At 60.5% G+C, this 14,694-nt stretch carries 9 protein-coding genes; 2 read left to right on the forward strand and 7 right to left on the reverse strand.

Annotated elements, in window-relative coordinates:
• The first annotated feature begins 74 nt into the window (after nucleotides 1-74).
• Nucleotides 75-584, forward strand: coding sequence for a sigma-70 family RNA polymerase sigma factor (locus HMPREF1219_RS11605; RefSeq protein WP_016459123.1), 510 nt, complete (start codon nucleotides 75-77; stop codon nucleotides 582-584).
• Here the strand turns inward: HMPREF1219_RS11605 and HMPREF1219_RS11610 are convergent.
• The 6 genes from HMPREF1219_RS11610 to HMPREF1219_RS11635 all read right to left on the reverse strand — a co-directional run bounded on the left by HMPREF1219_RS11610 (nucleotide 581) and on the right by HMPREF1219_RS11635 (nucleotide 12,702).
• Nucleotides 581-1,612: an aspartate-semialdehyde dehydrogenase gene (locus tag HMPREF1219_RS11610; protein WP_016459124.1), complete on the reverse strand. Its 1,032-nt coding sequence runs from the start codon at nucleotides 1,610-1,612 to the stop codon at nucleotides 581-583. The genes HMPREF1219_RS11605 and HMPREF1219_RS11610 overlap by 4 nt on opposite strands.
• 75 nt (nucleotides 1,613-1,687) lie before the next feature.
• Nucleotides 1,688-7,867, reverse strand: coding sequence for a DUF5979 domain-containing protein (locus HMPREF1219_RS11615; protein WP_016459125.1), 6,180 nt, complete (start codon nucleotides 7,865-7,867; stop codon nucleotides 1,688-1,690).
• Entirely contained in the window at nucleotides 7,864-8,559 is a 696-nt protein-coding gene (locus HMPREF1219_RS11620; protein ID WP_016459126.1) for an LPXTG cell wall anchor domain-containing protein, read from the reverse strand. Before HMPREF1219_RS11620 ends, HMPREF1219_RS11615 begins: the two co-directional genes overlap by 4 nt.
• A complete protein-coding gene (locus tag HMPREF1219_RS11625; protein ID WP_016459127.1) occupies nucleotides 8,516-9,418 on the reverse strand; it encodes a class C sortase in 903 nt (300 codons plus the stop codon). Before HMPREF1219_RS11625 ends, HMPREF1219_RS11620 begins: the two co-directional genes overlap by 44 nt.
• Before the next feature lie 80 nt (nucleotides 9,419-9,498).
• Nucleotides 9,499-11,079 carry a SpaH/EbpB family LPXTG-anchored major pilin gene (locus tag HMPREF1219_RS11630; protein ID WP_016459128.1) on the reverse strand — a complete coding sequence of 527 codons (1,581 nt, stop codon included), beginning with the start codon at nucleotides 11,077-11,079 and terminating at the stop codon, nucleotides 9,499-9,501.
• A 357-nt stretch (nucleotides 11,080-11,436) separates the two neighbouring features.
• On the reverse strand, nucleotides 11,437-12,702 hold the full coding sequence (locus tag HMPREF1219_RS11635; protein WP_016459129.1) for an aspartate kinase: 1,266 nt from the start codon (nucleotides 12,700-12,702) through the stop codon (nucleotides 11,437-11,439).
• 76 nt (nucleotides 12,703-12,778) lie between these two features.
• Here HMPREF1219_RS11635 and HMPREF1219_RS11640 point away from each other — a divergent pair, with 76 nt between their 5' ends.
• Complete coding sequence (locus HMPREF1219_RS11640) at nucleotides 12,779-13,642, forward strand: DMT family transporter (protein ID WP_016459130.1); 864 nt, start codon at nucleotides 12,779-12,781, stop codon at nucleotides 13,640-13,642.
• Here the strand turns inward: HMPREF1219_RS11640 and HMPREF1219_RS11645 are convergent.
• Nucleotides 13,639-14,541 (reverse strand): hypothetical protein, encoded by a 903-nt coding sequence (locus HMPREF1219_RS11645; protein ID WP_016459131.1) that lies wholly within the window; start codon nucleotides 14,539-14,541, stop codon nucleotides 13,639-13,641. The two genes, HMPREF1219_RS11640 and HMPREF1219_RS11645, sit on opposite strands and share 4 nt — an antisense overlap.
• Between the last annotated feature and the right edge of the window lie 153 nt (nucleotides 14,542-14,694).

The raw sequence follows: 14,694 nt of genomic DNA on the forward strand, positions 1-14,694 counted from the left end.
AAACGGCGCGCGGGTAACGCCACACCGGCAACCACCCCGCTGGGGCACGTGACCTGCCCCGTAAGATCGAGGGCATGGACAAGGATGAACTGGTTACCCGGCTGGCGCTCGCCGCCGGGAAGGGCGACAAGGCGGCGCTCACCGAGCTCATCAAGCTGACCCAGAAGGACGTGTGGCGGCTGCTCGCCCACCTGTCCTCCCCCGAGGAGGCCGACGATCTGACCCAGGAAACGTACCTCCGGGTGATTTCGGCGCTGCCTCGTTTCCAGGGCCGCTCTACGGCGAAGACGTGGCTCATCACGCTGGCCCGCCGGGTGTGGATTGATCAGATCCGGCGCGAGCAGTCGCGTCCCAAGAAGTCGGTGACAGAGTACGAGGATGTCCAGCACTCCACTCCCCCCGAGTGGTCCGAGCTTGTCGACGTCAGGTTGCTGCTCCACGACCTTCCCCCGGAGCGCCGCGAGGCCCTCGTGCTCACGCAGGTATTGGGGTATTCCTACGAGGAGGCCGCAAAAATAGCGGGCGTGCGCGTGGGAACCATCCGGTCCCGCGTCGCGCGCGCCCGCAAAGATCTGATGAGCTAGACCAGCAGCTCGGCGATCTGGACCGTGTTCAGGGCAGCGCCCTTGCGGAGGTTGTCGCCGACGAGGACGAGGACGAGACCACGGTTGTCATCGACGGTCTGGTCCTGACGGATGCGTCCCACGAGCGTATCGTCGATGCCGGCCGCATCGAGCGGGGTGGGAACGTCGACAAGCTTGACGCCGGGGGTGTGAGAGAGAATCTCCTCAGCGCGATCGGGGGTGATGGCACGGGAGAACTCGGCGTGGACCACCAGCAGGTGACCGGTGAACACCGGGATGCGCACGCACGTGCCGGCGACCTTGAGATCCGGGATGTGGAGGATGCGACGGGACTCGTTGCGGAGCTTTTGCTCCTCGTCGGTCTCCAGCGACCCGTCATCCACGAGGTTGCCGGCGAAGGGAAGGGCGTTGTAGGCGATCGGCTTGACGTACGGACCGAGGTCATCCGGCTGCAGCACCGAGCCGTCGTGGGCGAGCTCCACGTTGTGGTTGCCAAGGTCCGCCACCTGCTTGGCCAGAGTTTCCACACCGGCCAGCCCTGAGCCGGATACCGCCTGGTAGCTGGCCACGTGCAGGACGCGGAGATCGGCCTCGTCGTGCAGGGCCTTAAGAGCCGGCATCGCGGCCATGGTGGTGCAGTTCGGGTTGGCGATGATGCCCTTCGGCGTGTTGTGGGCATCGTCCGGGTTCACCTCGCTCACGATGAGCGGGCACTCGGTGTCCTTGCGCCACGCCGACGAGTTATCCACCACGGTGGCACCCGCCTCGGCGAAGACGGGGGCCCACTGGCGTGACACGGAGCCACCGGCGGAGAACACGGCGATATCGATCCCGCGCAGGGTCTCCACCGTCTGCTTGGCGATGTCCTCCACCTCGATCTCCTCGCCCTTCCACTCGAGCGTCTGCCCGGCGGAGCGGGCGGAGGCGAAGAAACGAACCTTATCGGCCGGGAACTTTCGCTCTTCCAGAATCGAGCGCATCACGCGCCCCACCTGTCCGGTAGCACCAACAACAGCAACAGTGGTCATAGCGTTCCTTCCTGTGGGATTAATTTCCCATTATTCTAGCCCATCGCTCCACTGTGTCTAGTGGTTTCTCCAGGTTTAGTGCTTTTCGTTTGACCGGCGCCTCCACACAAGACCTGCGCCGATAAGCACCAGACCGCCGAGGATCCACCAGAACACGCCGTAGCTGCCCGTCAGCGGAAGCTTGCCCTGCAGAATATTAGCTACCTGGATCATCGCTGGTTTACCAGCTTCGGGCTTCGCCTCCGTGACCGTCACCAGGCCAGAGTTCTCTGTCCTGGCCGCCAGCTCGATCTGCAGATCCGCGAACTCCCGCTTCGGATCGTTGACCGCATTGACGGTGAACTTCCACGCGCCGGGTAGCAGTGCTGCGCCCGCAGGAGCATGGGTTTCCACGAGGTAATACGTGCCCGGCTTGAGGCGCGCGGTGAATCGGCCCGCAGGGCCAGGTTTTCCGGCCTCTCCGGCGACGGAGGCCATCGTAGCCACCGGCGTTGCCGCCATGCCGTTCTGCGTCGCCTCGTAGATGGCAAACTGGGAGCCTTCAAGGGCCGTCGTGAGATCGGCCTGCACCTTTTGCACCTGCACCTCCGCGTCAGTGCGGTAGATGGCGTTGACGAGTGTCAGCTGCGGATGGTCCTTATCCAGCGTGGCCGTGGACGTGGCGATTTTGTCCTCACCCTGGACGGTGTACGGCGACATCTGCGCGCCTTTGTCGGTGAGTTTCTTTGCTACCTCCGGGGCCGGCTGTTTTTCCGTCACCGTGCAGGAGCTGCCCGTGGGAACCAGTTGCGACCACGTTCTAGAGCGGGTGAGGTCGAAGCCACCTTGCGGTGCGAATGGTTCCGGTTGCTCGCCAATGAGGTTGGCGAATGTGCACGTGTAGTCGAACGGGATGGGATCCGTGTCACCGACAATCTTCTTCTCATCGTCGCCCACCACCTCCTTGGTCAGGCTGACGCTCACCTGCGGAACGATATAGGAAGCGCGGATATCGAGCTTGTTCGGCCCGTTGCGCAACTGCAACTTATCCGGTTCCTGCAGGGTGCCGATCAGCTTCAGCGGATCGCCTGCGGATTGCGTGTACGTCTCCGTCACGTTGATCACCGAGTTTGGCGCCTTGTCCTTTGCCGTTGTCGTCAGCGTGCACTGGGAACCCGCGATGACATCGCCGTTGAGGAGAACGTCCTCCCCCGGCTTCAGCGTGCCGTTAATCGGATCGGTCACACCGGGCACGTCGGGGTCCTCACAGGAACCGGTCACCGTAATGCCACCGTCTGGATCCGTAATCCACGGCGACACATCGCCGGCCATTCCCTTCTCGTAGCCGAAGTTTGCCGTCAGTGGCGCGCGGGGGCGCTGGTAATCGTTGGTGAGCGTGAGCTCTTGCCTGCCGGTGCTCACCCACTCGTACGTGCCGTCATCGCGCACCTTCTTCTGGCTGGACTTCGCCAGTTTCCGGTCGATCTGGAACACGCCCCTGTTATTCACCATGCCGTTCGCATTCTCCGTGGTGAAGGTAGTCACTCGGTTGTCAGTACCGGAGTACCCCACGGTCACAGTGCCGTGGAAAGTGTCGGAGGGACGCTCTGTCACCGTACACACGAAGTTGCCGGGGATGTCCTTGCCTATAGCCACCTCACCGACGGTCTGGTCGAAGGTGACCGACCCAGCGATTGTCGGATCAGGGATGAATTTCTTTTCCTTCAAGTCCGATGTCGCCCACGCGGGGTGCGTGCACGAGTAGTCCACGGTGACAGGCTCCAGCTTGCCACCCTCCAGAAGCCGCTGGCCGTCGCCTGCAACCTTTTTCTGCAGCACCAGTGGCACCTTGGTGTAGTCGTAGGTGTTCCACAGCACGACGGTGCCGTTGAAGCCCTTATCCTTCACGGTGAAGGTCGCCTGGGCTTCGTGTTTTTCCTTGCTTGTAACCTTGCAGTTGGCCAAGCCGGAACACAGCTGCTCGGTGTCGAAGCCGAGTTTGTCCTCGGTGACATTCCAGCGCGTCTCCCAGTGCGAGTAATACGCGTCGTTTTCCTTCGCGGGGTCGCCGGTTTTATTCGGTCCGGAGATGTCCTCCGGGTTGCGAGAGCTCGCCGGATCCTCGGTGAAGGTACACGCTGCGCCGATGGGAACATCCTGCACTGCGAAGTTTGGTGCCTGGTCAAAGCGGGTAGTTTTGAAATGCCCGCTCTTTTCCCATTCGCCCAGGCGGCAGGTGTAGTCCACCTTAAATCTGCGCCCGCCGTTCACGGTCTGTACACCGGTGCCGTCGACCTTTTTCTTCAGGTTGATCTGGCCCAGTTGCACGGCGTAGGTGTTGCTGACATCGATGGTGTGGTCCTGGCCGCGCGTCACTTTATACGGTGTCGCAGCGGCCACTCCGTTGTAGGCGATGGTTGGCCCATCGAGTCCGGTGTAGGTCTGCTCGTGCTCTGTCACGGAGCAGTCAGCGCCGACGGGCACGTGGAACACAGCCGGCGCGGTGGGACTGACCTGCGCGCCGCGCTCGATGGTCTGCCCGTTGCGGGTACAGCTAGCAGTGATTTTCCAGGTTTCATCGTCGCCGAAGAACGCATGGAGAAGCTTCTCGTCCGTGACGGGTTTGTCATCGGCACCTGTGACGGTGAGCTGCTTATTCACCGTCAGCGTTTGGGTGATAGGTGCGTAGGTGTGGGTGACATCAAGTGTCGCGGCGCTGTCGCTTACATGTAGTTCACCCTCGAAGATCACCGCGTGACCGTCGGCGCTTCCAATGGCGCTGACTTCGGTGGAGTCGCCCTCGGCCGGGGGCACCGATACCCGTAGGTTGGCCGGTGGGCCAGTGGTGATGGTTGTGCTCCGGGTAAAGGCATCTTGCCATGTTGTACCCGGCGCGTCGTAGACCTTAACCTTGCACATGGCACCGTCCGGTACACCTGTGAATTCTGCCCACGGTTGATCCGTAGTAACTGGATTGCGGTAGCTACCGTAGACTCCCACACCAGCACGCGAGCAGTCTACGTCCACGAAGTACTTCTCCGGCATATAGAAACTGACATCGGGCACGTTGGGGCGGATGTGGCTGACGTTGACACGTACGGACGACGTCTTGCGCTCGAAGGTGACGACGGCATCGTTTCTCTCGTCACCTGTGATGCGGATTTCTTTGCCAAGCTTGGTTTCGGAACCGGAGGGCCTAGCCTGCGCCTCGATGCCCGCCTCCTTAAAGTTCGGGGGTACGTAGGTGGTGCGGCACTTGGTGCCGTAGGGCAGTTTGCCGTTCTTTTCCCAGCGCTCGCTCACGTTCGCACTGTCGGGGATGCCGATGCTAAACGTTCCACCAGGCAGGATGGCCTCGTTAACCACCTCGAAGCGATCGTTATCGGGGAGCACGCACACCGTCTTGAAGTCCATAGGAAGCCCCTGCAGTTGTGCCTGCGTTTCCGCTGGCAGAGGGTCACTTCCACCAGCTGTGTTGGGCGTGTACATCCAGGAGAATTCTGCGTACTTGTCCTCCACGGTGTTGGTGATGTCGACGGGGATGTCCGCAGTGGATCCCACGTCTACGTTCACCGTCGCCGGTACTGGTGGTGTGATCTGTAGGAGGGAATCCTCGGTGTTCGGATTGTCTTCTGTCACCGTGCACGAGGAACGCACCGGCACGTCGATGTGCTGGGTGGTATTCGGATTCAGGGTGAGCTTCTGGTCCTGCACCGTGGTCACGTCCGGGTACTTCGTATCCGTACAGGACAGTGTCGCACTGAATTCCCTGGCCAGGACTTCATTTCCTGCCTTGCCAGCGAGCTGCTTGGTAACATCGAGGACGCGCGTGCTTCTGGTGAAGGTGAGGTCGGCGTGCACCTTGTGCACGTCCATGGGCACGCCATCGACGGTTTCGGTCTCCACCGGTTTGCCGGAGTCGGATTCCGAGTAAGCGTAGACGTAGTTACCCTTACACGTCTGTGGCGTATCGGTGTAGCCGGGGTCGTCCGGTATCTGTTTCATACAGGACCGCGACGACCACGTTGCTTTGTAGGAGTAGCCGGGGATGAGTGGCGATTCCTTCTTCTTGTCGGGTGCGATGGTGTTCACCTCGCACTGCGTGCCGACGGGGAACTCGCCGAGCACAGCCTCGGCTTTTCCATCCTTACTCACGGGAACGCTCTGGGAGCCAGAGCCCACGACGACGGGGTACTGTTCGGGGTTGGAGGCGATCTCCGGCCGCTTATCCGCGCTGGGAATATAGCGGCAGGAAAACGTCACGTCCACGTATTCCGGCTCATCTTTGCCCAGCACGTCGGGATTCGTCACCGAAAGGGAGGCCTTGAAGAGGGTCTTCGGGGACTTGTAGGTGTTCGTCGATGTTACGGTCACGCCGTCGGCACCCTGTTGTGGCTTGACGACGAACGTCGCTGTCGGGTTTTCCTTCTCCACCGATGTGTCACGCTCGATCCACGTGCGTTCACACTTGGTCAGACCACACTCGCCGATCGGCTCGCGTTCTCGCACTTTCGGGTACGGGAAAGAACTCGCCTTGCCTGTTTTGAGGGTGCCTGCACTGTCGGCGTCCCACGAGGTGGTGTGGCTGAAGTAGCCTTCGCTTACCCGTGGCTGGAGCTCTGTGATAGTACATGTTGCCCCGACGGGGATCCGCGCAGGCCCTGCGGAGGGATTATTCGGATCTGCGGGGATCTCCGCGGGAAGCTGCATGTCGCCTTCGAGTGGCGGCAGTGGCTTGTTGTCGCTGCCAATCTTGTTCCGGCGCACCGGTGAGAACAGTCCGGACACCGAGAACCCAGTGGACTTGTCTTCACACGTGTAGGCGAAGTGGTACTGGCCGTAACGGTCGCTATCCAGCTCGTTTTGAATGTTGGAGTCCGCGATGACGTTCTTCGCCAGCGTCACCGACGTGGTTTTGCGCACGGTGAACTGGCAGTTGACCTTCGCAGCCGCAGGCAGATCGACATCGAGCTTCGTTGGCGTGGAATCCTTACCCACCTCGAGCTCTTCCCACGTCTTACCATCCATGGAGGCGTAGCACACGGGCATCGTCGTGCTCTTGTAGTCGTCTGGCACGCCCGGAAGCGCGGTGGAAATCTTCTGCTCGATTCTGGGCAGTTGGGTATTGGCGAACCCACGCTCAGTAACTACGTCGAGGCCCTTATCCGTACCTTCAGAAAAACCGGTCCGCACGGATGTGTCCAGGTGGAAAGTACGCTCCGTCGTATCGAGCGTGACATTCCCATCTCCATCGTCCTTGCCGACAGAGATCGTCAGACATGTTGATTTCTGCTGGTTCGCAATTCCCGGAAATCCACCCGAGCGGATGTACCTGTAACCGCTATTGTCTATCGGACTGTCACGGTGGCTAACGTTAGTCAAACCACGGGTCATTGAGGTGAGTGGCCTTGCTGTGGTATTCGTCCCTTCTGAGGATGTGACCTTCATCAGGTCTTTGTGTTTAGTCGGAAGATCAGGCTTGCGGACCGTTTTGTCCCCCTGCGGATCCTTCCAGGTAATGGAGTAGTTTACAGTAAACGTATCCCCTAGACCGACGGTCTGGATGGTTGCACCGTTCTTTTCTACGACATTCTTCCACTCCATGTAATCCCGGAAGTCGATCTCGCGATACTCAGGTTCGCCCCTTGTGGGGTTTGGGATGCCACGGGTTCCTTCGGTCATAGCAGCAAACGGCATGTTGATCACGTCTGTGTACATCCATCCGTTTGCCTGATCATCAGCGACACGCTTCATTGCGGCTGCCCAGTTGTGGTGAGCACTCGGATTCTCACGGTCACCTAAGGGGAAATTTTCCCGGAGGTAATTATCGAATTGATTCCATGCAGATTTGGGGTTATTAAAGACAAAGTTTGCTCCCCGGATATCCGTAGGTGAGGTTTCCCAATTCGGATTTCGTTCAACGTGGGCTGACGGTGATGTGGAATCGTACACGTAGATAGCAGCGAAGTCGCCTCCCTGCTCACTGTATGCCTCCGCCATCACGCGCATCTGATCGCGCATATCGTCAAGGCCAGCATCATACATGTGATACAGGGCATTATTTGTGAAAGAGATATCGAGGAGGAAAGCAATTCCCTTCAGTGGCTTCGGCCCCTGCGGGTTCTCCACGCACTGCTCGTTGGCGCCGAAGGCGGGGCCCGTCGTCTGGGCTTGAGCTGTCGGGGTGGCGGTCTCGTGGGCGATGAAAGGTACGCCGATGACGGACAGGACAAGCATGATTACAGCGGCGATGCTGGCACATGTGCGACGAGTCATTGTGCGTTCCTTTCTTTCTTACGACGGGCAATGAGGAGGATCAAACCGGCGAGGATGATGGCCAGGCCGAGGGCCATGACCCACCAGACGTTCGCGCCGGTGGAGGCCAAACCTCTACGGATGGTTTCTTGTAGCCCCGGCTCCGGCGCTTGCGTTTGCGGCGGACCGGGGGTGGCGGTGGCCGGGGGCTCTGCAGCAGGTTCGGGGGCCTGCGTCTTGTCCGAGGAGAGCAGGCCGAGCCCCGGGACGAGGCCCAGAGCGGCGAGCCACAGATACACCATGCCTCCGACGACGGGGATGCCGACGATGGTGGCGATTTTGTCAATGATGCTTGGATTGATGGTGCCGGGCGTGAACTTGGGGTTCACGATGAGCTCATCGGCGGGCTTGTTTCGCACCGGGTCGATGTAGGGAAGGTCGAAGCGACCTTTCGCGAAGACTTCCGTTTCGGGGAAAGTGACCTGGTACGAGCCGTCGGGAAGCTCAGAAAACGTTGTTTTGCCAGAGACCGTGCGCTGCGAGCGCGTCACCGGCCCCGTGAGTGTGACGAGCACATTCTCCGTCGGGGGCTGCGCCGTCTGGCTGTACGGATTGCCGGGGTCGATCTCCACCGTGACATTGGTGGCGACGGCGACAATCGGGGTAGCACTAAGGACGGCGGCGAGCACGATGGGCGCCAGTTTTTTTATCATTTTTCCGCCTCCTTAATGCAAGTAGTAGTAATGCGATGAGAATGATGGCGACGACCAGCGTCATCCACCACTGCCAGTTGGACTGGGACTGGAAAGCCTCGTCGGCCTCCTGTGGATCCAGCGGAATCCGGTGGGCGCGCACCAACAGGCGGTGCGAGTTGATGCCGTACGGCGTGCACGTGATGAGCGTGAGGAGATCCTTGCCATCCTCCGACTGGAGGGAGCTGATCTCCGTCGGCAGCACCACATCAATAGCATCCACCTCGTAGGCAAGCTGCTCACCGAACACTGTCAGGAACACCCGGTCCCCCACCTCCACCTTGTCCAGGTGGTCGAACAGCGTCGCGTTGGTCAAACCCGAGTGGCCGGTGAGCACCGTATGCGTGCCGTCACCGCCCACGGGCAGCGCCGACCCGTACAGGTGGCCGACACCGTGTTCCAACGTGGAGGGATCCGTCCCGTGGTAGACGGGAAGAACCGACTCGATGGAGGGGATCGCCAACGCCGCCATCGGCTCGGCGGGGTTCCCAGTAGGATTCAGTTTTTCCAAATAGTCCTGGTACGGACGGTTGTCCTTACTGACGCGGGCAAGCCACGGGTCAAGGATCGGCGCTCCCGTATTCTCCTGGTTGTAGCGTCGTGCCTCATCAAGCATGGCCGAGTAGTCCTCCGGGTGGGAGGTCACGGATTTGCGGTAGGCGTCGGCTACTTGCGTCTGCTGCATGTTCTTGTAGTACGTCCCGACAACCGGGTAGCACATGACAAGGATGCCGAGCAGCACCAGGAGGAGGGGAATGAGGTCACGCCGCGACGGCTGAGTCTTAGCGGACTCATCGCGCGTTTTAATTGCGTGTGCCACGGCGTGACCCTTTCCATTTCCTTTTCCCAAAACTCACGCTCTGATCAGGTCACAGCGCAAGCAGGTTTTTCGTGCGACTGTTAGACGCGCTTGCGGGAGTAGGCAAGGCCGACGATGATCATCGCGAGGCCAGCGGCCAGAATGAGCCAGATACCCATACCACCGGTCAGCGGCAGGCGGGTGAGGATGCCCGCATCGGCCGCGTTCTCGATGGTGGGGGTGACCAGCACATTATCGTCCTGGGACGTGGTCTTCAGCGCCTCGTCGTTGATCGTGTCAAGAACGACCGGCTTGGACAGCAGTGCGTAGCCGTCTGGTGCCTTAAACTCCACCAGACAGAAGGAATCGCCCTGGTTATCCCACGGGTTCGTGATCGTGCCTTGGGTATTGGCGGTAGTCAGGCTCAGCCCGCTAATTTTCACCGTGCCGTCTGCGCCGGTCTCCCACGTGTTCGCCTTATTCACATTGATCGGGTTACCAATCTTGGCACCGCCCTCACAGCGGTAGAGCTGGAACTTGGCTCCGGCGAGCTTATCCTCGGCACCCGCCTTCTTCTTGGTGATCGTGATATCAGCAAAGGTGGCCTTTGCTTCCTTATCGCCCGTGCTCGTACCGGGTTGCGGCCCCTTGTCACCGGGTTTTGCCGGATCCCACGTCGAGTCTGCGGAAGACAAGTCCTCCGGTACTGCCCACGCGGTGTTGTTGAGGGCCTTGTCCAGTTTCTCTACCGGAGCCTCAAGGTAGACCGTCAGCTTGACGCCGTCTGTCTTATCGGTCAGCGTGCTCGGCTTCACCACGATACGGACGGTGTGCTGGTCACCCACCTGGCCGGGGATGACGGTGAACTGATCCGCTGTCAGCTCCTGGCTGCCAAGGGTCACCTTGATGTTCTCAGCTTTGCCAAGACCTGCGGGCAGCTTATCCGTGACGGTGAAGGAGGCAGGCAGCACCTTGTCGCCGTCGGCATTGTTCGCCGTCGGGATCGGCGCCTCAATGGTGTAGGCGATGTTCTCGCCGATATTGACACCCGGCTGGGTCCCTTTAACCTCCGTGATTTGCTTCGTCGGCTGTTGGACAACCTGGTTCTTGGGGTAGACATGGACAGTATCCAGCCAGCCCGTGCCATTCGGATCCGTCATCGGGACGGTGACGAGGAACGGGGCGGAGCCGACAACGGCCTGCCCCTCCGAGGTGACCTGGTTTGCAGGCTCCTCGACGAGGTAGATGCCTGCAGGGAGGCTCTCGAAGCTGACGGCACCATTCTCGGTTGCCTTGGACTTGACGGTGGAGGTCTTAACCAGGCCTTCCGGCAGCGCCGTGCCATTCATCTGCTTACCAGAGATGGCGGCCCAACCGTCCTGCGTGGTGAGGTCGATCGGGGTGCTCGTGTCAGTGCCCAGGCGGGTCACGGTGAATGTGATGCCGTTACCGGGCTCGCCTTTAACGTCCTTTTGCGTACCATCGCTGCGCACCTTCTTGTTTGCCTCCCCAATCACCTTGTGAATGGCGAGTGTGCCAGTAGCGGGGATTGCAGCGGGGGCCACGGCGGTCTCGTTCGTGGCGGTTCCCTGCGCCAAAGCCACGGGGGTTGCAAACCCGGTGCCCGTGGCGATGAGAGCGGACGCTGCTACGGCCGCTGCCATTTTCTTTAACTTGTACATGTCATCTCCATCGGTATAACTGCATAGCGAGTTCGCCCACGATCAGCCGAGGAGACTGCACCCAAGAGAAAAGGAATACAGGGTTCTCGAGAAGACCGTCACGGCATTCAAACGTTCTGCTGGCCCGCTATTACGTTTTCCAGCTGTTGACTGTCTTGTCACCTGTGATTATATGTAGCAATCGTTTCGTACTCAAATGGTTTTCCCATGAAATTTTCAGCAAATTTTTTTCATACAGTGCGCAACCTGCCCATATGCAGACCCCCTTATACAATGGTGAGAAAAATCACACAAAACCACATGGTTGCAGGTTATTGCCCTGTAGCCATGTGATTATATGCCCGATATGGTGCGATTTTAGCGGCCGGTGCCCGCGTACACCACGGCCTCCTCGTCGCCACCGAGTTCAAACTTCTCGTGGATGGCGCGAGCCGCAGCCTCAACGTCGTCCTCGCGGATAATCACAGTGATTCTAATTTCCGAGGTGGAGATGAGCTCAATGTTGATGCCCGCATCGCGAAGAGCTTCACAGAATTCAGCCGTCACGCCCGGGTGGGACTTCATGCCGGCACCGACGAGCGATACCTTGCCAATCTGATCGTCGTAAAGCACGTTCTCCCAGCCCTGCTCAAGGTGAATCTTTTTCAGCACCTCGAGGGCGCGGGGGCCATCGGCGCGGGGGCACGTAAACGTGATATCTGTGCGACCGTCCTCAAGAGAACTGATGTTCTGCAGAATCGTGTCAATATTGATTTCCACGTCGGCAATGGCACGGAAAATAGCGGAGGCATTTCCGGGCGTATCCGGGATGCCGAGGACGGTGATCTTTGCCTCTGAGGTGTCGGTAGCCACACCGGTCAGTACTGCTTCTTCCACTGGGATTTCCTCCATTGTTCCTGTTACAAGTGTGCCTGGGTCATTGCTGTAGCTGGAGCGCACCCGCATGGGCACGCCGGCCGCGCGCGCGTATTCCACGCTACGCAGCACGAGGATCTTCGAACCGCTGGCGGCAAGCTCGAGCATCTCCTCAAAGCAGAGTTTGTCCAGCTTCTGCGCGTTGTGCACGATGCGCGGGTCGGCGGTGTACACGCCGTCCACGTCGGAGTAGATCTCGCACACGTCGGCACCAAGCGCTGCGGCCAGCGCCACGGCGGTGGTATCGGACCCGCCACGGCCGAGCGTGGTGACGTCCTTGGACTCCTTGTTCACGCCTTGAAACCCGGCGACGATGCAGATGTTGCCCTTGTCCAGCGCCTCGCGGATGCGGAACGGGGTGACATCGACAATCTTCGCGTTGCCGTGCTTCTCGGTGGTGAGCACGCCGGCCTGCGACCCGGTGAAACTCTGCGCGTGGGCACCAAAGCTCTCGATAGCCATGGCCACGAGCGCGTTGGAGATGCGTTCGCCGGCTGTGAGAAGCATGTCCAGCTCGCGGGCGGGCGGCACGGGGTTCACCTCGTGCGCGAGATCAAGCAGGTCATCGGTGGTATCACCCATGGCCGAGCACACGACCACGACCTCGTTGCCGGCCTTCTTAGTGGCAACGATTCGCTCCGCGACTTTTCGGATTCTTTCGGCGGACTCAAGGGAGGAGCCGCCGTATTTTTGCACAACTAGCGCCATGAACCATTGCTCCTTCGGTAACTCTGTTTGCGTTGATTGTACCTAGACAGACCGGTTCATGTGAAGCGACGCGGTTATGGTGGAAAAGGTGTCAAATGTTCTCGCCGTCCTCTTCGCCCTCGCCTCCGCGCTCACCATTGCGTGGGGCACGGTGGTCAGGCACCGAATCGCTGAGGAGGCCCCCGACGCCTCCGGTGGGTTGCGCGACTCCCCCATCCTCCGGGTCATCCGTCGCCCACTGTGGTGGGCTGGCTTGTCGACGGCCTTTTTGGGCTACGCATTCCAAGTGGTGGCCCTCGGCTTTGGCACGCTCCTCATCGTGCAGCCGATCCTCTGCCTCTCACTCATGTTCACACTGCCCCTGTCCTCGGTGTACCAGAAGCAGAAGATCAGCCAGGTGGAGCTGTTCTGGGCGTTCATCCTCTCCGCAGCGGTGGCGATCATCGTCATCGTGGGCAACCCGGCCCACGGCGCGGTGCAGCCAAACCTCGCGCGGTGGATCCCAGCGCTCCTCGTCGGCGGCGTTTTCCTCACGGCGCTCGACCGCATCGCCTATTCCCTCCTGCGCCACGAGAAGGCGTTCATGCTCGGTATCGTCACCGGGGCGATCTTCGGCTACGTGGCGGTGCTCTCCAAGGCCACGGTCAACCTCTTCATGACGGGTGGCCTCCACGCACTCGTGTTCAACTGGGAGGGCTACGCGCTCATCGCGATGGCCACCTTGGGCACCATCGTGCAGCAGTCGAGCTTCAACGCCGCCGCCCTCAAACATTCCCTGCCGGCGATGACGGTGGCCGAACCCTTCGTTGCCTTCGCGCTCGGCTACGCCGTCCTCGGCGAGCGATTCCAGGTCACCGGCTACGGGTGGCTGCTCATGGCCGTGGCCGCCGTGGCGATGGTGATCTCCACCTTCGCCCTGTCCAAGCAATCGACAATCTAGGTCAGTCCGTGGGCCGAGACCCACGCGCCAAAGAACACCCACACCACACTGACAACAATGAACGGCAGCTTGCGCAGCGTGCGTTGCGCCTGCACCGCCAGCGGCAGCCAGACGAGCGCCACCGCCAGCGAGATGGTGAACGTGGTCCACATCCGCCACTGCACGAGACCCACCACGAGGAACCCCGGCAGCCACAGCCCCTCCCGGCTGCACAGGTAGACAATGCCGGTGAGAATGAGGAACACGCCGACAAGCGAGACCTCATGAAACAGCCCCTCGGCGATGAGACGGTGTGCTTCAGCCCTTGAGACAACGGGGGTAAACAAAGTGATGAGCCCAACCCAGGCCCACGTCTTCCCCTTCTTCTGGATGACGACGAACACATACAGCACCCACAGACCCCACGCGAACATGGTGAACGTGGACGCCACAAAGCCCAACAGGGCACTGGCGAGATGCTTTTGCGTCATCGCCGCCGCCACCGCAAGCACAATGAGCGCCGCACCCACAGCCTGACGCGGCTCCGCGTACGAGGCAGTCACCCACGGGAAACCCGTGGCCAGAACCAGTGGGCCAACAAAGCTATCCTTGAACGCCGTGCGGGCGAACACGTACACCGCGTAGATAAAGAGCGCGTGGCCCGCCACCCCACCGGCCAGCGTGAGCCAGTCACCACCGAGGAAGTCGACGGCGATAAACCCGTCCTGCTCCCCAAACAGCGCCAACACCGTAATATTGACCACAAAAGCGACGAGCGCGAGACCCACCGACAGTGCCGCGACACCGGGGTAAAAGTAGTGGGAGAAGCGTTTTCCGGCGCCCCTCGCCACCGCCGTCGCGCCACTAAAACTTTCGGATGACGTGACCGCGTCAGCGGGTGGGGCTACTGTCTCTTCCACGCTGTCTCCTTTTCTGGTCTATGATGTCCACCATGGCTTCGGCACTGAGCATTATCCTTATTTGCCGCGGCGGGTTATCGTAGGACCGTTAAACGGTCGGCTCCCCGTCGCGGAGTTTCTGCTTGCCGGCCGGGTCTCATCTTAACCGGTCCT

It is taken from the genome of Corynebacterium pyruviciproducens ATCC BAA-1742 (assembly GCF_000411375.1).
In the GTDB taxonomy this organism is placed as follows: Bacteria; Actinomycetota; Actinomycetes; order Mycobacteriales; family Mycobacteriaceae; genus Corynebacterium; species Corynebacterium pyruviciproducens.